Below are 21,009 nucleotides of genomic sequence, written 5' to 3' on the forward strand. Positions count from 1 at the left end.
ATTCACAGCGTGTTTTGAAAGCCGTTACTGCCTCGACTGCAGGCACCAGGCTCAAATCTCAAACAGAATCAGCTCTTGGGAATAACCCGCTCACGAACAAACACAATCAGAATCAACGCCAGAGTCAGAACCGGCCAGGAAGCCGTCATCATATAAGGCGTACTGCCACTCGCCGTGTACACTTCGCCGGTTAAAACAGCCCGCTCAAACTGCGGAATACGCGCCGTAATCCGGCCTTTGTAGTCAATGATCGCCGTCACACCATTGTTGGTGCCACGAATCATATAGCGCCCGGTTTCCAGCGCCCGCATGCGAGCAATCTGCAAATGCTGCAGCGGCCCCACTGAATCTCCGAACCAGCCGTCATTGCTGATCGTCAGCAGCAAATCCGAATTCACCGCATTGCGGGCAAGAAAGTCCGGATAAGCCACCTCGTAGCAGATGAACGGCATCACCTTTGTGCCATTTGCCGTTAAAGGTCTCTGATTTTCCGGCCCTTTTGTAAAACTCGACATGGGCAGGTCAAAAAAACCGATTAGCCCGCGCAGAACACTCTCCAGCGGAACGTACTCTCCAAAGGGCACCAGCTTCTGCTTGTGATAAATTCCACCGCTACCGTTATTGCCAATGGCCATAATGCTGTTGTGGTAGGTGAAGCCATCGGCCCTTTCACTGAAGCCGTACCAGGGGATCCCTGTTATCAAAGTGCTCTCTTCCCCGAGATTCTCCTCAATGTGATCAATGATTTTGCCCGCCTGATCCTGAGGAATGGGGATAGCTGTCTCTGGCCAGAGAATCAGATCGATATCCCAGTGAGGATCAGTCATGCCCAGATAAGCCACAATCTGATCTTTCATGAACTCCGGGTCCCACTTGATAAGCTGGGGGACGTTGCCCTGCATGGCCGCTACCGAAGTGGGCTCGGTGTTGATGTCGGTCCAGTCAATACGGTTCAGGGCGGGTGCCGTGAGCCACGGAATCAGTGCGACGGCGACCACAACGCCGGCACCGACTCGCTGCTGTTTATAGACAAGCCAACCGGTTGCAAAGATCGCAGCGCCGCTGGCGGCTATCCAGAAGGTGATACCATGAACCCCGACCATCGGCGCCAGCCCCGCCAAAGGGCCATCGGTATGGGCCGTGCCCAGATAGAGCCATGGGAAGCCGGTTAGCAGCCAGCCGCGGAGCCAGTCCCCAAGTATCCAGATAGCCGGAAAGAGAATAAGCCGTCGCACAGCGCTGTTTTTTGCCAGCTTGCCCCAGAACCAGAATGCGAGCGCCGGGAACAGAGCCAGCACAGCCACAAAGGCAGCTGTGAGCAATACTGCAATCGGGATGGGTGTATTGCCGAATTCGCTGATGCTGATATAAACCCAGCTTGCGCCTGAACCAAACAGGCCCAAGCCCACCAGCAAACCAGCTAAGAAGAGGGATTTTGCCGGTAGAGGAATGGTAACCAGCAAAGTGAGCAGCATGGAAACCGGCCCAAGCCACCAGAAGTGGAAGGGTGAGAACGTCAGAGTTTGCAGAGCCCCGGCAACCAAAAGCGTTGCCGCACTTGACCAGCGGTTGGAGAAAAAAGAATGGGCTGCTGCAATCAGGGGCTTTGAATCGTCAAGGCTCACTGCGGGTTACCTGTAACAGACGGATGACACGGTTGTCAGCGTTGGCAATGGTAAAGCACAAGCCACCGAATTCAACCGTTTCACCGCGTCTGGGCAGGTGTCCAAATTCCTTGAGCACTACGCCACCAATGGTGTCGAACTCTTCCTCATCCAACCCCGTGTCGAAAAACTCGTTGAAATCGTCGACCGGTGTCACCGCTTTAACGGCGTAAGAGCCATCGCCCCGAGCCTTGATATGGGTTTCTTCGTCGAAATCGTGTTCATCCTCGATTTCTCCGACGATCTGTTCCAGCACATCCTCAATGGTAACCAGACCAGCCGTCCCGCCGTATTCGTCAACGACAATGGCCATGTGGTTGCGGTTTTCCTTGAATTGCTTGAGCAGTTGGTTCAGGCGCTTGCTCTCGGGAACGAACGTGGGCGGCCGCAAAATCTCGCGAACGTGAGACCAGTCCATGTCGTTATTGAGGGCCAGCGGTAAAAGATCTTTGGCGAGAAGAACGCCGATGACATCATCCTGGCTGTCACCAATAACCGGGAACCGGCTGTGGGCAGACGAGATGACTTCATCCAGAAATTCTTTCGGATCCTGAGAAGCCCGAACGGTGACCATCTGGGAGCGGGGGATCATAATCTCATCCACACGCATATCCACCACCTGCATCGCGCCCTCGATGATGCTCATCGCATCGACATCGATGATGGCCTGGGATTCGGCGCTTCGTAATATTTCCAACACGTCTTCGATTGATTCTGGCCCGCTGGAGAAGGCATGTGATATTCGCTCCAGCCAGGACTTGTTAGAGCCCTGACTGCGACTCGACTGATCGTCGCTCATGAGTCTTTTACCGTTTCCTCTGCTGCGTAGGGATTGCCGAACCCAAACTGTGCCAGCAACCGGATTTCCAAGGCCTCCATGGCCTCTGCGTCTTCATCGTCAATGTGATCGTAGCCCTGGAGATGCAACATACCGTGAACCACCATGTGTGCCCAGTGTGTTGACGGCTCTTTCAGTTGCTCCCTCGCCTCATCTTCCACGACCGGGGCGCAAATAACCAGATCTCCTGCCACTGGCATTGTTATACCGGCTGGAGCTTCAAATGGAAAGGACAACACATTGGTTGGTTTATCCTTGCCCCTGTATTGACTATTCAGCGCCTGGCTTTCGTCGATACCGACAATGCGGATGGTCACCTCGGATGGATTCTGTTCCAGCCAGGCGGCCTGGGCCCAGGTCTGAAACTGAGACTCCTCTGGTACGCCCGGACCGTTATATACGTTCTGGAAATCAACCGTTAGTTCGCTCACTGCTTGCGCTCACCCCGCTCGTCGAGCGAGTCGTAGGCTTCCACAATCCTCTGAACCAGAGGATGCCGGACGACGTCCTTGGCTTCGAAACGGGTAAAGCCAATCCCCGTAACCTTGTCAAGTACGCTTGCTGCATGGATCAGCCCGGAGTTCTGACCGCGCGGCAAATCCACCTGAGTGGTGTCGCCCGTAATCACGGCTGTGGAGCCAAACCCGATTCGCGTCAGGAACATTTTCATCTGTTCACGGGTAGTGTTCTGGCTTTCATCCAGAATAATAAACGAGTTGTTCAGAGTTCGGCCACGCATGAACGCCAGAGGCGCAATCTCGATCACACTTTTCTCAATCAGCCGGGTAACGTGATCAAACCCGAGCATTTCATAAAGAGCGTCGTACAGCGGGCGGAGGTAAGGATCCACCTTCTGCGCCAGATCACCAGGCAGAAAGCCGAGCTTCTCACCCGCCTCAACCGCAGGGCGCACCAGCAGAATCCGCTTGACCTGTTCGTCTTTCAGAGCTTCTACCGCGCAGGCCACGGCCAGCCAGGTTTTACCCGTACCGGCGGGGCCAATGCCAAAGTTGATATCATGGGAGCGAATGCTGTGCACATACTTCTGCTGATTCGCACCCCGGGGTTTGGCGGTCAGCTTCGGGGTTTTGATGATGGTTACCGAACCGTCAAACGGGATATCTTCCGGCAGTCTCTCAAACCCGGTTTCCCGGATGTACAGGTGCACGGTATCCGGTGAAATATCATCGGTGGCTTCGGTTTCCCGATAGAGATGCCTGATCACTTCCACCGCTGCTGCAACGTGCTCGGTTTCACCCTCCACCCGGAAGTGATGGCCTCGCCGGCTGATCGATACTTGCAGACGCCGCTCGACGTGTTTCAGGTTCTCGTCAAACTGGCCGCAAAGGGTGGTCAGCCTGCGCTGGTCTGCCGGGTGTAGATCGAATTGTCTGGAATCGTTGGTGTTCAAATTTTCTCCGTTTTTACTCCCCTTTCGGGAGTACGCATATCAGGCTTGGTTGCTATCGGAGTGGAGGGGAAACCTCTTTCCAAAAAGCGCCCGTGAATACGTCCCTGTAGGGCTCGGTCGGGCCATCCTTGGCCCTCCACGTTTTTGGAAAGAGGTTTCCCCTCCACTCCCTCTGAACTATGTGCTGGCCTAAAACTCAAAAACAAGTGATTCGTAGCAATTTGATGGTTTGGTGTTTTAACCTGAGATTAGGTCAGCTGTATTGGAAAGTCTTCTGCAGGCCGCACTGAAGTTTGCCGAGAGCGGTGGTGGCTTCTTCCCAAAAATGTCTGCGGCCAAGGATGGCCGCAGCCAAGCCCACATGGATGTGCTCGTAGCGTTTTTTGGGAAGAAGCCACCACCGCTCTCTGACACCAAGCCCAGAAAACATGGGAGCCGAAGTTCAATACAACTCAGAACCCACAGGCACACCGCGCAGAGAGTTAGCGTAAGCCTCAACAATCTCAACGTCGATAAAGTGCCCAACAATCCCCGGATTATCGTGGCGGAAATTCACAATCCGGTTGTTCTCCGTACGCCCGGAATACTCCCCTGGATCCTTCTTCGACAGTCCGGTTACCAGAATACGCTGGGTTGAACCCACCATCTTGCGGCTGATATCCATGACCGTCTGATTGATCCGATCCTGCAGGATCTTTAGCCGCTGTTTCTTCACTTCCATCGGCGTTTCATCCGGCAGATCCGATGCGGGGGTGCCCGGGCGAGCGCTGTAAACGAAGCTGAAGGACATATCAAAACCGATATCGTTGATCAGCTTCATGGTGTCCTCAAAGTCTTTCTCGGTTTCACCAGGGAAGCCGATAATGAAGTCTGATGAAAAGCTGATATCCGGGCGAATCTTGCGCAAGCGACGCAGTTTGGACTTGTACTCCAGAGCCGTATGGCCGCGCTTCATGGCCGCCAGAATTCGATCCGAGCCGCTTTGTACCGGCAGGTGCAGGTGGCTGACCAGTTCGGGAACCTGTTCGTAAACTTCAATCATCGCATCGGTAAATTCAACCGGGTGCGAGGTGGTGTAACGGATGCGATCGATGCCGTCGATGGTAGCAATCAGAGTAATAAGTTCAGCCAGGTCCATCACATCGCCATCATGGGTCTCGCCGCGATAGGCGTTAACGTTCTGACCCAACAGGTTTACTTCCCGCACACCCTGGCTGGCCAGGTGGGCGACTTCAGCAATTACATCGTCGGCTGGCCGGCTGACTTCTTCACCACGGGTATAAGGCACCACGCAAAAAGTGCAGTACTTGCTGCAGCCTTCCATGATGGATACGAATGCTGAAGGACCATCGGCGCCGGGATCCGGCAGGTTGTCGAACTTTTCGATTTCCGGAAAGCTCACATCCACCACGCCAACGCCGTTACCTTTCATGCGCACTTCGGTAATCATATCCGGCAGGCGGTGCAGGGTTTGCGGGCCGAAGACCATATCCACATAAGGCGCCCGGTCAAGAATGGCCTGACCTTCCTGGCTGGCGACGCAGCCGCCAACGCCGATAATCAATTCCGGTTTGTTGGCTTTGAGTTTTTTCCAGCGACCCAGCTGATGGAAGACTTTTTCCTGGGCCTTTTCACGGATGGAGCAAGTGTTCAGCAACAGGATGTCAGCGTCTTCTGGCGATTCGGTCATCTCAACCGCTTCGCCGGTTTTAAGCAGGTCGGCCATACGGGATGAATCGTATTCATTCATCTGACAACCGTGGGTCTTTATGAACAGCTTTTTGGCCATGGGTCTCAACATAACTGGATGTATTTGGCGCCCGGAGTTAAAAAATGTCCGGATTGGGCGCGCTGAAAATGAGAACTGGGCATTATAACGAGGTGATCATTCAGCAACCAGCGTTGTCTCGGTAATCTGCCAGTTTTGCTGTGGTATTATTTCCCGTCTTTGTATTTCGGAGTGGGCAGCGATGGGTGCAGGCCTCTCCAAAAAGCGCCCGTAAATACGTCCATGTAGGGCTCGGTCGGGCCATCCTTGGCCCTCCACGTTTTTGGAGAGGCCTGCACCCACCGCTGCTTCGACTTCGGAGTTTTGATCGCCCAATACCGACAGTAAAAACAATGACCCCTGAACGCCTTGCCCGCATCAAACAGGTTTTGAATACCCGTCAGCCGGATCTGAGTGTACTGACCGATCAGGTTCACAAGCCCCGAAACCTCTCAGCCATACTCCGTTCCTGTGACGCCTTCGGATTGGCGAACATGCACGTAGTTTGGCCCAAAGAAGGCTTTCGGGCGTTCCGGAAAACAGCCGGTGGTAGCTTCAAGTGGGTAACGCCCCACACCCATCGCACCATGGACGAGGCCATAGAAAATCTGAAAGGGCAGGGGCACAAGCTCTACGCGGCACAGTTGTCAGATCGCGCCATCGACTACCGTTCCGCAGACTTCACTGTGCCCTGTACCATCATCATGGGCAACGAAGTAGACGGTGTTAGCGCTGGCGCCGCAGAGCAGGCCGATGAACACATCGTTATCCCCATGATGGGCATGGTGGAATCCCTCAACGTATCCGCCGCATGCGCTATCATACTCTCCGAAGCCCAGAGACAGCGCAAAGAGGCCGGTCTGTTTGATACCCGGCGCATACCAGATGAAGAATACAACCGCCTGCTATTTTGCTGGTGCCAACCGGTCGTCAAACGCTACTGCGACGACCGAAACCTGCCATACCCACCCATCGATCACGAAACCGGTGAGTTAATTGACGGGGTAGGGTGGATGCAGAAAGTCCGTGTGCAACGGGCAAACCGCATCCGTTGGAGCGAAGAAAGTGCTGAGCTGAAAGTCTGAGCAATTCTGCCCGTTATGGCGCGCTTCCTGTTCAGGAGCTGAGTCTTTTCTCTGCTTCACCTGGATTAGCCCGAGTGTCGAGAATCGCGATAACTGAAACTTCTTCGTCGCTTAGTTCGTAATAAATTAGAAATGGAAATCGCTTTGAAGGGCAGCCGTAATACCCCAGAGTTTGCTGGTGGATACCGCCAAAAAATTCTAGGGCTTCAAGATCGGTGATGATTGAATCGAAAAAATACTGCCCTAAAACAGCGACAAGTTTTTCGTAAAACAGCGTGGCAGAGTCGACATCTGCCAAGGCTTCATCCGTGAGCCTGACGTTTCTGTGCTTCATCCCTGTATGCCGCGCTCCTTCAGTTTATTCAGACTCGTGTAGCTTACCTTCCCCTCCTGAATTTTTGCAGTTCGCTTTCGCAGTTCAGCTTGGTGCCATTCGGGTGGTTCCGGGAGGTTTTGATTGCGGGTAAGAGCCTCCCATAGTTGCTCCATAGCATGAACCTTCTCGAGATCAGTCATTCGATCAATATTTTGCATAAGAGCTCCCTCCAACGAGTGACAAAAAAAGCATGCCAAGAATCACAATTGCGTTCCATGAACAAGGCGCTGAAAACTGGATTAATCAAAGACCAAACTAAAAACGTCCGATCGGCCCGTGGTGTGGTGAAGCTTTTCTGCCGGAAAAAGATGTCTGAGCGCAGCGAGTTGCTTTTTCCGGCAGAAAAGCTTCACCGCGCCGCGGAGCCAGCCACCAAAGTGGCCAGCCGCAAATAGGTCAGTCCTCGCGATTCTCCAAATACCGCTCCAATTGCTCCCGCAATGCCTTGGGCAAGCGCGTAATCGTCAGCGCATCCTTGTCGCGGTCATAGTAAACCGCCTGATTCACCAGATCCGAAGAAAAAGAAACACTCATACCGCCACCAGAACCCGCGATACGCACCAGCTTCTTCACCTTCCGGTGATCCGGGTGCAGCACGCCGCTCTCCGGCATCTCCGCCGACTTGCTGGCAAACTCCTTGAAACGCCCCGGCTCATCCTCATCCAGATAACCGGATAAAGCCTCAATAGCAACCGGCTCACCCAGAGCGTGCTGCTCTTTGCAGAATTCATATGCCCGCGTACGCACTTCACCAGCTTTTTCAGGCTCGGAGGATTTGGCAAAGGCCTCCACAGCGTCGAGAAACGTCAGAGTTTCCTTTTCTACATCCACCTGATTGGTAAAGCCGCACAGCCGGATAAACAGCTCTCCCGGCTCACCCGTGCCGCGTGCATGAACCAGTGTAAGATAGTTCTCGGCTGCGTTATCGCCAAGCCAGTCATCCAGCTCAACCCGCATGGCAAGATTCAGGCGCGACGTGCTCAGTACATCCGTTGTGTCCAGTGCCTGATTGCCATCAAAGCGCAGCGCGCCATCGCTCTCCAGAATCATCACATAAACCACATCCGAATCTGCAAGCGCTTCATGCACAACCGTAAGCTGCCCCACAAACTCTTCCTGGCAGCTCGTCAGTAACTCCTGCCACTGCCCAAACACCCGATCCGTAAAAGACGCAAAACTCTGCTTATCCTCCAGATAATCCTTCAGCCAGCCCTTAAACGGGCTTTCACCAAGATCATCCGAAAATCGCCCATACTTCTTGCCAGGTTTGCTGTTGAACAGCCGCTTCATCTGCTTATGCAGGCCCTCATAATCGCCACCCGGTTCCTGCAGCGCTTCACCACTTTGCAGGCGGGCAGGCTGCCCAGGCTGATACTGACTGGAAAATGCGGTGCGCAGATGTTTAATGGCCATAAACAGAGAAACCCTAAAATGAATAAACAAAAAAAGCCCTGAAGGAAACTTCAGGGCCTGAGATTCTGCCACGTACAGCAATTACATTCACGATTAATACTAGGGCTGCCTGGTTGGGAGTTGGCCAAGGAGCGGGGGTGTCTTTTCTTCTGGAAAAACAACTCGCTTCGCTCAGACATCTTTTTCCGGCAGAAAAGACACCCCCGCTCCTTGGCTCCTATCACTGTATTAGGCGCTATAAATACTTGTTCAGATTTATACTCGTTTGTTTCGTATCAACTCTTGTACAAGAGATGCAGCAACACCGGAAACCTCCTCAGCACTATCGGCGACGATAGAAACATTAGCCACATCAGCGCCAAGGTTCACAACAACCGCGATTAGTCCATAAGCTGTCATGAGTTGTGCAGTGCGTCGGCGATCATCTGCATTACCGGCGTTATCTTCGCTTAGGATGACGGTGGTTTTACCCTGGTCAAACAGTGCGCGCTCAACGGCAAGAGCAAGCGCTTGAGCTTGTTTGCCAGCGCAACCAATAATCATCGGCTTCTGTGCCAGACGGCGCTCACGCTCTTCCGGGCTGACGGGCTCCAGAGTGCCTGCAGTATCTGCCAGGCCATCAATCATGCCGGCACCAACGGTTACGTTGGTGAGCCGATCGATCACAATGAAACTGCCGGTGACGTGATTGCGCTGGTAGGCATCGAAGGCAATTGGCTGGCTCAGGGTGAGGTCACACAGACCAATTTCATTCACTTGTAAAAGGGCTGGATTGGCGTGTTGCTCCAGCGTGTTTACGTCGGTCTGATAGTGAATTTTTCGCACAGTGCCGGACGTAAAAGTGGGTCCCAATTTGATGTCGTACAAACGGCCAGTATGCAAAGGCGCATCTGCCATCCACACAATGTTGGCCTTAAAACGGTTGCGAACCTCTGGCTCGTCTTCAGGCTTTACCAGCATGTCGCCTCGGCTGATATCAATCTCATTCTCCAGCGTGAGCGTTACCGCCTGGTCTATATAGGCCTCTTCAAGGTTGCCATCGAAGGTGACCACTTCCTTAATGGTGCTGGTGCGCCGTGAGGGCAGGGCCATAACCTTGTCGCCCGGGCGGATCATGCCGGAGGCGATGGTGCCACAGAAGCCGCGGAAGTTCAGGTTGGGACGGATAACGTATTGCACGGGAAACCGGAAGTGCTCCAGATTCTTGTCGCGGTTTACTTCCACCGTTTCCAGAATGTCCATCAGTGGCTGGCCGTTAAACCAGGGCGTGTTCTCGCTGCGGTTAACAACGTTGTCACCTTCCAGTGCGGAGATGGGCACAAAACGGATGTCTTTTAGTCCGAGTTTCGCGGCGAATGACAGATACTCTTCTCTGATTTCGTTAAAGCGGTCTTCGCTGAACTTCACCAGGTCCATTTTGTTCACCGCCACAACTATGTGTCGGATGCCGAGCAGCGAGGCGATATAGGAGTGCCTGCGGGTCTGGGTCAACACGCCACGGCGGGCGTCGATCATCAGGATGGCAACCTGCGCCGTAGAAGCACCGGTGGCCATGTTGCGGGTGTACTGCTCGTGCCCCGGCGTGTCCGCAATGATGAATTTGCGCTTGTCGGTGGAGAAGTAGCGATACGCGACATCAATAGTAATGCCTTGCTCCCGTTCAGCCTGCAGGCCATCAACCAGCAGTGCCAGATCCAGCTTTTCACCGGTAGTGCCCATTTTGGCGCTGTCGGTTTTCAGGGTGGCCATATGATCTTCGTAGATCATTTTGGTGTCGTGCAGCAGGCGACCGATCAGGGTGCTTTTGCCATCATCGACGCTGCCGCAGGTAAGCAGGCGCAGCAGCTCTTTGTTTTCGTGCTGCTTGAGATAGGCCTGGATGTCTTCGGCGATGAGATCGGATTGATGTGACATATCAGAAGTACCCTTCCCGCTTTTTCTGTTCCATGGAGCCAGCCGAATCATGGTCAATCACCCGGCCCTGGCGCTCCGAGCTGGTTGCCAGCAACATTTCCTGGATAATTTCGGGCAAATTGTCTGCCTCGGATTCGATAGCACCGGTCAGCGGGTAGCACCCAAGAGTTCTGAAACGGATGGACTTCATCATCGGCGCTTCGCCCTCTTTCAGTGGCATCCGATCGTCGTCCACCATGATCAGTGAGCCATCGCGCTCCACCACCGGGCGCACTGCCGAGTAGTAAAGGGGCACGATTTCAATGTTTTCCAGATAGATGTACTGCCAGATATCCAGCTCGGTCCAGTTGGACAGCGGGAACACGCGAATACTTTCACCCTTGTTCACCTTGCCGTTGTAGGTGTTCCAGAGCTCGGGGCGCTGATTTTTAGGGTCCCAGCGGTGATACTCGTCCCGGAAGGAATAGACCCGCTCCTTGGCCCGGGATTTCTCTTCATCCCGGCGAGCGCCACCGAATGCGGCATCGAAGCCGTACTTGTCCAGCGCCTGCTTGAGCGCCTGGGTTTTCATTACATCGGTATGTTTGGCGCTGCCGTGGGTGAACGGACCGATACCTTGCTCAACGCCATCCTGGTTGGTGTGCACAATCAGATCCAGGCCGTATTCCTTCACCTTGCGCTCCCGGAAATCGATCATGTCCCGGAACTTCCAGGTGGTGTCTACATGCATCAACGGAAAGGGTAGCTTGCCCGGGTAGAAGGCTTTGCGGGCCAGGTGCAGCATAACCGCAGAATCTTTCCCAATGGAGTAGAGCATGACCGGGTTATCAAACTCGGCGGCCACTTCGCGGATGATATGGATGCTTTCCGCTTCCAGTTGTTTCAGATGCGTGAGGTTGTATGTGGTCATGATAATCCGTTGTCGCAGCGTGCCTGGAAGGCGTGCAAATTTGAGCGATCATCATATCAGAGGCCATAAGGCTATAAGAAGACTTGCGGTTAGAGTTTTGAGTTATACCAATATAGCACTCAAAAGCCAGCACTCAAGTGGATGCGCACGGAAATATAGTGGGATGATCTATGTATTGCGGTGTCAGGCAGGTTTGCGCGTATTGGCCAGAAGTTCGCGCACGTATCTGTCTACGTAATCAAATCCGTTTCCTTCAAAATCTGAAAACTGGATGCCCAGCTGAAACTCATCCCGGGCCATTCTTCGCAGATGAATGATGTTTCCGTCAGCTGAAATTGATACCGGTTGGGTTGGGATAACCGGCACGGAGAACCGGGCTTTGACAGCAATCCAGTTCCCGGGGGCAGGAGCCTTCAGGTGGGGGATAAGCTGCCCCGCCGTTTCCTGATTGCAGGAGACCATCACGCCTGTCCGGGAAAGGTTGGATATTTTGCAGGTGAGCTGGCAGCCATCCGGCTTTTCGATAACGATGTCGCTTTCAACATCCACGCGTTGCTGATTCCGCAGGTTTGGCTTCATTGTGGCAGCTTTCATGGGCGCTCTTGTGGGTACTGTTAGGGCATGCTCGGATTCAAATAATGTTTCAGAACAACGTGTAATCGACAAAAAGTGTAGTTGTTTGTTTTCTGATCAGCAACTTGAGTGTCGTATATTATTGCAGATTTATTATATTTTTCTGAACAAGGGTTCACACTTTTGATTCAGATCAGGAGCCTTTAGCCGCCCGGGTAGCTCGGCTTTTGCTGCAGAAAGGCACTTGATTGGTGTAAAATCCCTGCCTCCATTCATTTGTGTGCTCGCGGCGGGCGCCAGGAATCCTGAACGTTTTATGACAGAAAAAACCGAGAATACAGTGGTCAGCAACGGCAAGGTTGGCTTTATCAGTCTGGGGTGTCCCAAAGCACTGGTAGATTCCGAACGCATCCTGACCCAGCTGCGACTGGATGGCTACGATGTGGTACCCACATACAACGATGCAGATATTGTGGTGGTGAACACCTGCGGTTTTATTGATGCGGCCAAGCAGGAATCACTGGATGCCATTGGTGAGGCCATCAGCGAAAATGGCAAGGTGATCGTTACCGGTTGCATGGGTGTTGAAGCTGACAAGATCCGCGAAACTCATCCGGGAGTGCTGGCGGTATCAGGCCCGCACGCCTATGAGGAGGTGGTGGGTGCGGTGCACCAGTTCGTTCCGCCGACCCGCAAGCATGATCCGTTCACCGATCTCGTGCCTCCCCAGGGTGTAAAACTGACACCAAGACACTTCGCTTACCTCAAGATTTCAGAAGGTTGCAACCATCGCTGCACCTTCTGCATTATTCCGTCTATGCGCGGTGATCTGGTCAGCCGACCCATTGGCGATGTGATGGACGAAGCCCAGCGACTGGTCGATGCTGGCGTAAAAGAATTGCTGGTGATCTCCCAGGACACCTCGGCCTACGGCGTAGACACCAAGTACCGCACGGGTTTCTGGCAGGGACGTCCACTGAAGACCAAAATGCAGTCGTTGTGTGAGGCCCTGGGCGAAATGGGTGTGTGGGTTCGCTTGCACTATGTGTACCCTTACCCCCATGTGGACGACATTATTCCGCTGATGGCCGAGGGTAAGATCCTGCCGTATCTGGATATTCCGTTCCAGCACGCCAGCCCGAAAGTGCTGAAGGCCATGAAGCGCCCGGCTCACGACAGCAAAACCCTGGATCGAATCCGTAAGTGGCGGGAAATCTGTCCGGAACTGACCATTCGCTCGACTTTCATTGTAGGTTTCCCGGGTGAAACCGAAGAAGATTTCCAGTACCTGCTGGATTGGCTGGATGAAGCTCAGCTGGATCGCGTGGGTGCCTTTACCTACAGTGCGGTTGAGGGCGCGAAAGCCAATGAGATTGAAGGCGCCGTGCCTGAAGAGATCAAGGAAGAGCGTCTGGCTCGGTTTATGGCCAAACAGGCGGAAATCTCGGCCGCCCGTTTACAGGCGAAGATCGGCACTACCATTGATGTGTTGATTGACGAAGTGGACGAAGAGGGCGCCATAGGGCGCTCCAAAGCGGATGCGCCGGAGATTGACGGTATGGTGTACTTGAACGACGTTACGGATGTGACACCGGGGCAGATTGTTCGTGCGGTTGTTGAGCACGCCGATGAACACGACCTGTGGGCAGTTCTCGCCTAACCTTTTCGGCAAACAGCAAGCCGCCTCTGCAACCAGAGGCGGCTTGTGCTTCTGTTTTATGATCACACAATATTGATCAGTACCTCACCCGGGGTTACCCGGTCGCCTTTGGTCACATAGATAGCCTCTACCTTGCCGTCGATGTCGGCGTGTACCTCGGTTTCCATTTTCATTGCCTCGGTAATCAGTACTGCCTGGCCCGCACTGACGGTATCGCCTTCGCTAACCAGCACTTCAACAACGTTGCCGGGCATGGCCGTGCTGACGTGCCCGGGTGTCGAGGCTTTCATGCGACCGCCGCTGTTTTCTGCCACATATTCGTTCAGTGGTTCGAACAGTACTTCTTCTGGCATGCCGTCCAGCGACAGATAGAGTTTGCGTTTACCCGCGCCTGATTCGCCAGAACCGGTAACTGTTACCTCGTAGCTTTCACCGTGCACTTCAATGCGGAATTCGGTGGCAACGCCGGTGCTGAGGCGCTCTCGGGATTTCGTTTCCGGTGGCAGTAATGCTTCGGGCACCAGGGTGCCGTCTTTGCGCTGCTGCAGGAATTCGCGGCCCAGGTCGGGGAACATGGCGTAGGTGAGGACATCTTCCTCATTGAGGGCCAGCTCGCCTATGTCTTTGCGCAGTTTGTCCATTTCCGGGCTGAGTTGATCAGCGGGCCGGCCTTCGTCTACAGCTTCGTTGCCGATGGCCTTATTGCGCACGTCGGCGTTCACCGGTGCCGGTGGTTGACCATAGCCTCCCTGCAGGTAGCGTTTGACTTCATTGGTAATGGTTTTGTAACGCTGGCCGGCCAACACGTTGTACACCGCCTGAGTGCCCACGATCTGTGAGGTGGGGGTGACCAGCGGCGGGAAACCCAGATCTTCCCGCACCCGCGGAATTTCATCAAACACTTCGCGGATGCGATCCAGTGCACTCTGCTCTTTAAGCTGGTTCGCGAGATTTGACATCATGCCGCCGGGCACCTGATTGATCTGGACCGACACGTCCTCTCGAGTAAATTCGCTTTCAAATTGCTGGTACTTTTTGCGGACTTCGCGGAAGTAGTCGGCAATCTCGCTCAGCAGATTCAAGTCAAGCCCGGTGTCGTAATCAGTGCCCTTCAATGCGGCCACCTGAGTTTCGGTTGCCGGGTGACTGGTGCCCGATGCGAACGAGGAAATAGCAGTGTCCATACGGTCCACGCCGGCTTCAATGGCTTTTAGTTGGCACATGGGCGCCAGGCCGGAGGTAGAGTGGCTGTGAATCACTAATGGCAGGTCCACTTCCGCCTTGATGGCTTTCACCAGATCATAGGTGGCGTAGGGTGTCAGCAGCCCGGCCATGTCTTTGATCGCTATGGAATCTGCGCCCATGGCCTGCATGTCTTTAGCTTGCTTCACGAACAGTGCCGGGGTGTGCACCGGGCTGGTGGTGTAGCAGATGGTACCCTGGGCGTGTTTGCCGGCCTTTTTTACCGCTTTCATGGCGGTTTCGATGTTGCGCAGGTCATTAAGTGCGTCGAATACGCGGAACACGTCAATGCCGTTGGTAGCAGCTTTTTGCACAAAGGCTTCCACGACATCATCGGCATAATGCCGGTACCCCAGCAGATTCTGGCCTCGCAGCAGCATTTGCAGGCGGGTCTCCGGCAAAGCCTCGCGCAGTTGCCGCAGGCGTTCCCAGGGGTCTTCTTTCAGAAAGCGCACACAGGCGTCAAAGGTGGCGCCGCCCCATACTTCCAGCGACCAGTACCCCACCTGGTCGAGCTTGCTGCATATGGGCAACATGTCCTCGGTGCGCATGCGGGTGGCGATCAGCGACTGGTGCGCGTCACGCAGAATCAGGTCTGTTACTTCAATGGGTTTTGCTTGGCTCATGATGTCATTCTCCTGCGGTTTACCAGCCTGAGTGCGCGGCGATGGTGGCGGCAATGGCGAGTGCGATTTCACTGGGGTGGCGTTTGGTGGAGTACTTCAGAAGTTCCGGATGGCCAGGTACAAAGCTGGTGTCAAAGATGCCGGCGCGGAAATCCGGGTGGTCCAGGATCTGCTGATAATACTGGGCGGTGGTTTTGATGCCGTGCAGGCGCATGTCATCCAGTGCGCGTTTGCCGCGGGCAATCACTTCGTCCCAGGTCAGCGCCCACACCACCAGCTTCAGGCACATGGAATCATAATAGGGAGGGATCTCATAGCCGGTGTAGATGGCCGTATCTACCCGCACTCCGGGTCCGCCGGGCGCGTAATAATGGGTGATGCGTCCGAAACTGGGCAGAAAGTCGTTTTTCGGGTCTTCCGCGTTTATTCGAAACTGCAGTGCATATCCCCGGAACTGGATATCTTCCTGGCGATAGCTCAGGGGCAGGCCGGAGGCGATACGCAGTTGCTCGCGCACAATGTCCACACCGGTTATGGCCTCGGTGATGGTGTGCTCAACCTGCACCCGCGTGTTCATCTCCATAAAATGCACTTCGTTGCCAGCCAGCAAAAACTCGACGGTTCCTGCATTCTCATAACCGACAGCTTTCGCCGCCCGCACCGCCAGATCACCAATGTATTGGCGCTGCTCCGGAGTAAGCTGTGGGCTGGGTGCAATTTCAATCAGCTTCTGGTTACGTCGCTGTATGGAGCAGTCACGCTCAAACAGATGGATAGCGTTGCCCTGGCTGTCTGCCAGTATCTGCACCTCAATGTGGCGTGGGTTAACGATGCACTTTTCCATGAACACTTCGGCGGAGCCAAAAGCCTTGGTGGCTTCAGAAATGACCCTTGGGTACTGCACTTTTAACTCTTTTGCTGAATCACAGCGACGGATACCGCGACCGCCACCGCCGGAAGTGGCTTTCAGCATGACCGGATAGCCAATGTGGTTGGCCAGATCCAGAGCTTCTTCGAGGCTGGCCAGATTACCCTCGGACCCCGGTGTGATGGGAATGCCAGCCGCACGCATGCTGTCGCGAGCCTGGGTTTTATCACCCATGCCGTGGATAACGCTGGATTTGGGGCCAATAAACGCCACACCCTTCTGCTCGCACAGGCGGGCAAAGTTGGCGTTTTCTGATAAAAAACCGTAACCGGGGTGGATAGCATCGCAGCCGGTTTCCACAGCCAGGTTTACGATGCGGGCGGGGTCGAGATAGCCCGCCAGCGGGTCGTCACCCAGAGAGTAAGATTCGTCGGCCCGCTTTACGTGTAGGCCGTAACGGTCGGGTTCGGTGTAGATGGCCACCGAGCGTATCCCCATTTCTGCACAGGCCCGCACGATGCGGACGGCTATTTCGCCGCGGTTGGCGATCAGTACTTTCTTCAGCATGGGAGATTCCTCGTTTCGTCGTCCCGAATGAAGGTGATGAAAGACTAACGGTGTAGACCTTTGTCGAAAAATTGATATTATTTTGTTTATCTATAAGTAATAACTTATGCACAGTAGCGGGAAACCGGTTTTATGCCTCTCAGTATCCAGAAACTGGCCAGCCGCCTTACCTTCCGGCAGCTTCAGGTTTTCAAAGCGGTGAATGATCTGAAAGGTTACAGCAAGGCGGGGGAATTGCTCGGGTTGACCCAACCCGCCGTTAGCAGTCAGGTACGTCATCTGGAGCAAGCGCTGGGCATGCCGATGTTTGAGTATGTTGGGCGCAAGCTCTATTGCACGGCTGCTGGCGAGGAGATGGCAGGTTGTGTGCGGTCAGTATTCCGGGAGCTGGAGCGTGTGCAAAATAGCCTGGCGGCTCTGGAAGGGCAGGTCGCGGGCGAACTTCGGCTGGTAGCGGTGAATACCGCACAGTATGTAGTGCCTTATATGCTGAGTGCGTTTTTGCAGCTGAACCCCCAGGTGACTGTTTCAGTGGCAGTGGTAAACCGGGCAACGGCTCTGCAACGGCTGAACGACAATTCCGATGATCTGGTTATTATGGGCATGGTGCCCGCAGAGAGGCCATTGGCTTCGCTACCGTTTCTGGATAATGAACTCGTGCCGGTGGTGCCCGATGGCCATCCATTACTTCAGCAACAAAATGTGACGGCCCAGGAGTTTCTGGATTGTGGGTTGCTGGTGCGGGAAAGTGGTTCGGGTAGTCGCCTGGCGCTGGAGTTGCACTGCCAGGATCAGCGTTTACAGACAAAGCCAAGTATCGAATTAGGCTCCAATGATGCGTTAAAGCACGCTGTTCTTGCGGGCCTGGGTGTGGCTGTCCTGCCCAAGTTGGGTGTGTCGTCAGAACTGGCCCTGGGCAGCCTGCACATTATTGATATCAAAGGCTTTCCACTGCGACGTAGCTGGTGTGTAGTCTACCCGCAGGCTCGGCATCCAACGCCGGCCATGCGGGCATTTATTGACTACGTGCAGCAGAACATCCGCCAGTTCGAGCAGATGTTTCTGCGGCGTCCGGAACAGAATTCAGGAGTCGGCCATTAGCGCACCGACGGATCCCAAAAATACATCAACATTTCTGATGCCTCTGCGCATCAACACCGATGCAGCGATTGCTGCTCGTGCACCACTTCCACACATGATGGTGTAATGTCTGGCAGGATCGAGCTCACTGGCCTCCTCCGCCAAAGTCCCTGTGTAATGGTGACTGGCCTGGTCAACGGGGTTTTCATCCACCTCGCCTTTGCCTCGAACATCCAGCAGCCTCCAGTTCTCCGGAGGAGCGGCTCTGCGCTTTTTGAAATCTTCCAGATCAATCACCGTTACGGCCCTGAACGGTTCTGCCATGGCAGCCCATTGCGGCATGTCCGGCGCCAGGTATCCGAGCACCCTGTCAAAGCCGATACGTGCCAGGTGGCGTGCGGCCAGCTCCGCCTCCGGCGCGCTGGCAGCGACAAGAGCCAGCTTGTCATCGGGGTTCAAAAACCAACCCGCGAAGGCCGGAATCATGGGCGTCGGAAGTGCCAGGCTGTCTGGGATATGAGCCCCCAGGAAGCTGCTGATTCCGCGCACGTCGATGATCACAGTCTGGTCCGGCAGTTCTTTAAACGCGTCAGGAAAGAGCGCTGCCGGAGTCAGGATCGAGCTTGTCGCGCGGCCACCTTCCATGTTCAGGCGTTCCATTTCACGGAAGTAGGGCGGCTGGTAATGATGTTCCTGTACTTTCCGGTTGATGAACTCCTGGCGGGACGGGATTTTCATCATGGGGTTGTTGCGGCGTTCATAGCCAATGCTCGAGAATTCCCGGTCGGCCATATTGTCGCCACATACAGAACCGGCACCATGGGCCGGATAGATGAGTGTTTGGTCGCCCAGATTGACCAGTTTTTGCAGGCTGTCGAAGAGCAGGCCGGCGACTTCTTCAGAGCGCTCCGGATAGAAATCGGTGCGGCCAACATCGCCGATGAACAGGGCGTCGCCGGTGAATACGGCCACGGCGTCATCACCGAAATCGGTATCGTAGAGCACAAACGACAGGCTGTCGTCGGTGTGGCCGGGAGTCTCCAGTACTCGCAGTTGCAGATTGCCGAAGTTGAACTCGTCGCTTTCACGGGTGGTTTTCGCATAGCGTACGGTTCCCGCAGCATTCGGCCCGTGGAAGACAGCAGCGCCGGTCAGTTGCGCAAGTATGGGGGCGCCGGAAATCAGATCTTCGTTGCGGTGCGTTTCAAAGATATGCGTTATCCGGCAGCCTTCTGCGGCAGCGGCTTCGGCATAGACTTCACAGTCGCGACGGGGATCGATAACTGCGGCCCGGCCGTTGTTGCCGATCAGGTATGAAAGATGGGACAAGCCTTCGGATTTGAAGGTCTGAATAAACATGGAGCCTCCTTCCAGAATCAGATTGAGGAATGTGAACCATGTTTAGCACATCGTTGGCGCCGTTGGGTCGCCCGCAGATTACCGTATTGAGGTTGTAAAATTAAGGATGCTTAACAAGCGTTGTCAGCCATGCACCAGTGAAAGACCCGGGAACTCTGGCTGACAACTCAATTGCACTTCGGAGCGATTAATTGTTCAGTTTTTTCAACAGGATCTCGTTGAACAGTTTCGGGTTGCCCTGTCCCTTTGAGGCCTTCATCAGAGGTCCCATAAAGCCTCCGAGCATTTTTTTCTGCTTTTTGGGGTCGGTTTCCTGTTGATACTGCGCAACCTGGTCCGGCATGCCCGCCAGAACCTCATCCACCATTTGCTCCAGCGCACCGGTGTCCGACACCTGCTTCAGGCCCTGAGTCTCAATAATGGCATCGGCATTGTCCCCATCACCATTCCAGAGCGCATCGAACACTTTCTTGGCCCCGGATGACGACACAGTATTGTCGGCAATGCGCGAGACCAGATGGCCTAGCTGCGTGCCGGTGATCGGCGCCTGAGATACTGTTTTGTCTTCGGCGTTCAGGCGCGCGGAAAACTCACCCAAAACCCAGTTGGCGATGAGTTTTGCGTCTTTGCCATGGCTGGCAGCTTCTTCAAAGAACGCAGCCATGCGGGCATCGTCGCTTAGCAAGCGTGCGTCGTAATCGTTCAGGCCGTACTGCTCCATGAATCGTGCTTTGCGCTCGTCTGGCAGTTCCGGTAACAAATCGCGGGCGCTTTCAATAAAGGCGTCATCGATCACGACGGGCAGCAGATCCGGGCAGGGGAAGTAACGGTAATCGTTGGCTTCTTCCTTGCTGCGCATGGAGCGGGATTCGTCGCGGTCGCCGTTATAGAGGCGGGTTTCCTGAATGATGCGCCCGCCGTCTTCCAGAATGTCCATCTGCCGCTCCACTTCGTGGGCAATGGCCTGCTCCATAAAGCGGAACGAGTTCAGGTTCTTGGTTTCGGTTCGGGTGCCCAGCTCGTCCGAGCCTTTCGGCTTGAGTGAGATGTTTACATCAAAACGCAGGGAGCCCTGGCTCATGTCCCCGTCGCAAATACCGATGGAGGACACAAGGCTGTGCAGTTTCCTGGCGAAGGCCACGGCTTCTTCCGCGCTGTTCATGTCCGGCTCGGTGACAATTTCAATCAGCGGTGTGCCGGCGCGGTTCAGGTCGATACCCGTCATGCCATGGAAGTCTTCGTGCAGCGACTTACCGGCATCCTCTTCCAGGTGCGCATGGTGAATGCGCACACGCTTGCTGCTGCCATCTGCGAGATCAATATCCACAAAGCCGGGGCCAACAATCGGGTTGTCCAGCTGTGTGGTCTGATAGCCTTTGGGCAGATCCGGGTAGAAGTAGTTTTTACGGTCGAACACCGAGCGCCGGCCGATTTCGGCGTTTACCGCCAGGCCGAACATCACTGCGTAACGGAACGCCTGTTCGTTGGGCACCGGTAAGGTGCCAGGCATGGCCAGGTCAACGGCGCTGGCCTGGGTGTTGGGCTCGGCGCCAAAGGCGGTGCTGGAGCCAGAAAAAATCTTGGTTCTGGTGGCAAGCTGAACGTGAATTTCCAGCCCGATCACAATATCCCACTGCATAACTGTTCTCCTGATT

19 protein-coding genes are annotated in these 21,009 nt (G+C 54.7%); 4 read left to right on the top strand and 15 right to left on the bottom strand.

The window, feature by feature from the left end:
- Positions 1-68: 68 nt before the first annotated feature.
- The 5 genes from lnt to miaB all read right to left on the bottom strand — a co-directional run bounded on the left by lnt (position 69) and on the right by miaB (position 5,702).
- Entirely contained in the window at positions 69-1,625 is a 1,557-nt protein-coding gene (gene lnt / locus ACN0RL_RS02865; RefSeq protein WP_417513509.1) for an apolipoprotein N-acyltransferase, read from the bottom strand.
- Entirely contained in the window at positions 1,615-2,463 is an 849-nt protein-coding gene (locus tag ACN0RL_RS02870; RefSeq protein ID WP_417513511.1) for an HlyC/CorC family transporter, read from the bottom strand. The genes lnt and ACN0RL_RS02870 overlap by 11 nt, the downstream gene beginning before the upstream one ends.
- Complete coding sequence (ybeY, locus tag ACN0RL_RS02875; RefSeq protein ID WP_417513513.1) at positions 2,460-2,933, bottom strand: rRNA maturation RNase YbeY; 474 nt, start codon at positions 2,931-2,933, stop codon at positions 2,460-2,462. Before ybeY ends, ACN0RL_RS02870 begins: the two co-directional genes overlap by 4 nt.
- Entirely contained in the window at positions 2,930-3,913 is a 984-nt protein-coding gene (locus tag ACN0RL_RS02880) for a PhoH family protein (protein WP_417513515.1), read from the bottom strand. Before ACN0RL_RS02880 ends, ybeY begins: the two co-directional genes overlap by 4 nt.
- Positions 3,914-4,355: 442 nt before the next feature.
- Complete coding sequence (gene miaB, locus ACN0RL_RS02885) at positions 4,356-5,702, bottom strand: tRNA (N6-isopentenyl adenosine(37)-C2)-methylthiotransferase MiaB (protein ID WP_417513517.1); 1,347 nt, start codon at positions 5,700-5,702, stop codon at positions 4,356-4,358.
- 332 nt (positions 5,703-6,034) lie between these two features.
- Here miaB and trmH point away from each other — a divergent pair, with 332 nt between their 5' ends.
- Complete coding sequence (gene trmH / locus ACN0RL_RS02890) at positions 6,035-6,766, top strand: tRNA (guanosine(18)-2'-O)-methyltransferase TrmH (RefSeq protein WP_417513519.1); 732 nt, start codon at positions 6,035-6,037, stop codon at positions 6,764-6,766.
- A gap of 31 nt (positions 6,767-6,797) precedes the next feature.
- Here trmH and ACN0RL_RS02895 read toward each other — a convergent pair whose 3' ends face one another.
- Both ACN0RL_RS02895 and ACN0RL_RS02900 read right to left on the bottom strand, forming a co-directional pair.
- Positions 6,798-7,100: a type II toxin-antitoxin system RelE/ParE family toxin gene (locus ACN0RL_RS02895; RefSeq protein WP_417513521.1), complete on the bottom strand. Its 303-nt coding sequence runs from the start codon at positions 7,098-7,100 to the stop codon at positions 6,798-6,800.
- Entirely contained in the window at positions 7,097-7,300 is a 204-nt protein-coding gene (locus ACN0RL_RS02900; protein ID WP_417513523.1) for an addiction module protein, read from the bottom strand. Before ACN0RL_RS02900 ends, ACN0RL_RS02895 begins: the two co-directional genes overlap by 4 nt.
- Positions 7,301-7,318: 18 nt before the next feature.
- On the opposite strand from ACN0RL_RS02900, the gene ACN0RL_RS02905 reads away from it, so the two are divergent.
- Positions 7,319-7,537: a hypothetical protein gene (locus tag ACN0RL_RS02905; protein WP_417513525.1), complete on the top strand. Its 219-nt coding sequence runs from the start codon at positions 7,319-7,321 to the stop codon at positions 7,535-7,537.
- A 1-nt stretch (position 7,538) separates the two neighbouring features.
- Here the strand turns inward: ACN0RL_RS02905 and ACN0RL_RS02910 are convergent, their stop codons facing one another.
- The 4 genes from ACN0RL_RS02910 to ACN0RL_RS02925 form a co-directional block, all read right to left on the bottom strand.
- Positions 7,539-8,555 carry a nucleoid-associated protein gene (locus ACN0RL_RS02910; RefSeq protein ID WP_417513527.1) on the bottom strand — a complete coding sequence of 339 codons (1,017 nt, stop codon included), beginning with the start codon at positions 8,553-8,555 and terminating at the stop codon, positions 7,539-7,541.
- Between the two features lie 255 nt (positions 8,556-8,810).
- Complete coding sequence (gene cysN / locus ACN0RL_RS02915; protein WP_417513529.1) at positions 8,811-10,469, bottom strand: sulfate adenylyltransferase subunit CysN; 1,659 nt, start codon at positions 10,467-10,469, stop codon at positions 8,811-8,813.
- A 1-nt stretch (position 10,470) separates the two neighbouring features.
- Positions 10,471-11,379 (bottom strand): sulfate adenylyltransferase subunit CysD, encoded by a 909-nt coding sequence (gene cysD, locus ACN0RL_RS02920; RefSeq protein ID WP_417513531.1) that lies wholly within the window; start codon positions 11,377-11,379, stop codon positions 10,471-10,473.
- A 183-nt stretch (positions 11,380-11,562) separates the two neighbouring features.
- Positions 11,563-11,973: a PilZ domain-containing protein gene (locus tag ACN0RL_RS02925; RefSeq protein WP_417513533.1), complete on the bottom strand. Its 411-nt coding sequence runs from the start codon at positions 11,971-11,973 to the stop codon at positions 11,563-11,565.
- Positions 11,974-12,268: 295 nt separating this feature from the next.
- Between ACN0RL_RS02925 and rimO the strand changes: the two genes are divergently transcribed.
- Complete coding sequence (rimO, locus tag ACN0RL_RS02930) at positions 12,269-13,612, top strand: 30S ribosomal protein S12 methylthiotransferase RimO (RefSeq protein ID WP_417513536.1); 1,344 nt, start codon at positions 12,269-12,271, stop codon at positions 13,610-13,612.
- Between the two features lie 62 nt (positions 13,613-13,674).
- Here the strand turns inward: rimO and oadA are convergent, their stop codons facing one another.
- Together oadA and ACN0RL_RS02940 are read right to left on the bottom strand one after the other, a co-directional pair.
- On the bottom strand, positions 13,675-15,480 hold the full coding sequence (gene oadA, locus ACN0RL_RS02935; RefSeq protein WP_417513538.1) for a sodium-extruding oxaloacetate decarboxylase subunit alpha: 1,806 nt from the start codon (positions 15,478-15,480) through the stop codon (positions 13,675-13,677).
- Between the two features lie 19 nt (positions 15,481-15,499).
- On the bottom strand, positions 15,500-16,915 hold the full coding sequence (locus ACN0RL_RS02940; RefSeq protein WP_417513540.1) for an acetyl-CoA carboxylase biotin carboxylase subunit: 1,416 nt from the start codon (positions 16,913-16,915) through the stop codon (positions 15,500-15,502).
- A gap of 132 nt (positions 16,916-17,047) precedes the next feature.
- Between ACN0RL_RS02940 and ACN0RL_RS02945 the strand changes: the two genes are divergently transcribed.
- On the top strand, positions 17,048-18,016 hold the full coding sequence (locus tag ACN0RL_RS02945; protein ID WP_417513542.1) for a LysR family transcriptional regulator: 969 nt from the start codon (positions 17,048-17,050) through the stop codon (positions 18,014-18,016).
- Here the strand turns inward: ACN0RL_RS02945 and ACN0RL_RS02950 are convergent.
- Both ACN0RL_RS02950 and gatB read right to left on the bottom strand, forming a co-directional pair.
- Complete coding sequence (locus ACN0RL_RS02950; RefSeq protein ID WP_417513544.1) at positions 17,999-19,354, bottom strand: MBL fold metallo-hydrolase; 1,356 nt, start codon at positions 19,352-19,354, stop codon at positions 17,999-18,001. The two genes, ACN0RL_RS02945 and ACN0RL_RS02950, sit on opposite strands and share 18 nt — an antisense overlap.
- A 187-nt stretch (positions 19,355-19,541) precedes the next feature.
- Positions 19,542-21,008: an Asp-tRNA(Asn)/Glu-tRNA(Gln) amidotransferase subunit GatB gene (gatB, locus tag ACN0RL_RS02955; RefSeq protein ID WP_417513930.1), complete on the bottom strand. Its 1,467-nt coding sequence runs from the start codon at positions 21,006-21,008 to the stop codon at positions 19,542-19,544.
- Position 21,009: the final 1 nt, after the last annotated feature.

Source organism: Marinobacter sp. (assembly GCF_048259445.1).
Taxonomy (GTDB): domain Bacteria; phylum Pseudomonadota; class Gammaproteobacteria; order Pseudomonadales; family Oleiphilaceae; genus Marinobacter.

What these genes read in the sequence shown, in the direction of transcription:
- ACN0RL_RS02895 (WP_417513521.1), bottom strand. Translation starts at nt 7,100, where the DNA reads ATGAAGCACAGAAACGTCAGGCTCACGGATGAAGCCTTGGCAGATGTC.
- cysD (WP_417513531.1), bottom strand. Translation starts at nt 11,379, where the DNA reads ATGACCACATACAACCTCACGCATCTGAAACAACTGGAAGCGGAAAGC.
- ACN0RL_RS02950 (WP_417513544.1), bottom strand. Translation starts at nt 19,354, where the DNA reads ATGTTTATTCAGACCTTCAAATCCGAAGGCTTGTCCCATCTTTCATAC.
- ACN0RL_RS02870 (WP_417513511.1), bottom strand. Translation starts at nt 2,463, where the DNA reads ATGAGCGACGATCAGTCGAGTCGCAGTCAGGGCTCTAACAAGTCCTGG.
- trmH (WP_417513519.1), top strand. Translation starts at nt 6,035, where the DNA reads ATGACCCCTGAACGCCTTGCCCGCATCAAACAGGTTTTGAATACCCGT.
- rimO (WP_417513536.1), top strand. Translation starts at nt 12,269, where the DNA reads ATGACAGAAAAAACCGAGAATACAGTGGTCAGCAACGGCAAGGTTGGC.
- ACN0RL_RS02910 (WP_417513527.1), bottom strand. Translation starts at nt 8,555, where the DNA reads ATGGCCATTAAACATCTGCGCACCGCATTTTCCAGTCAGTATCAGCCT.
- ACN0RL_RS02900 (WP_417513523.1), bottom strand. Translation starts at nt 7,300, where the DNA reads ATGCAAAATATTGATCGAATGACTGATCTCGAGAAGGTTCATGCTATG.
- ACN0RL_RS02925 (WP_417513533.1), bottom strand. Translation starts at nt 11,973, where the DNA reads ATGAAAGCTGCCACAATGAAGCCAAACCTGCGGAATCAGCAACGCGTG.
- ACN0RL_RS02945 (WP_417513542.1), top strand. Translation starts at nt 17,048, where the DNA reads ATGCCTCTCAGTATCCAGAAACTGGCCAGCCGCCTTACCTTCCGGCAG.
- cysN (WP_417513529.1), bottom strand. Translation starts at nt 10,469, where the DNA reads ATGTCACATCAATCCGATCTCATCGCCGAAGACATCCAGGCCTATCTC.
- miaB (WP_417513517.1), bottom strand. Translation starts at nt 5,702, where the DNA reads ATGGCCAAAAAGCTGTTCATAAAGACCCACGGTTGTCAGATGAATGAA.
- ACN0RL_RS02940 (WP_417513540.1), bottom strand. Translation starts at nt 16,915, where the DNA reads ATGCTGAAGAAAGTACTGATCGCCAACCGCGGCGAAATAGCCGTCCGC.
- oadA (WP_417513538.1), bottom strand. Translation starts at nt 15,480, where the DNA reads ATGAGCCAAGCAAAACCCATTGAAGTAACAGACCTGATTCTGCGTGAC.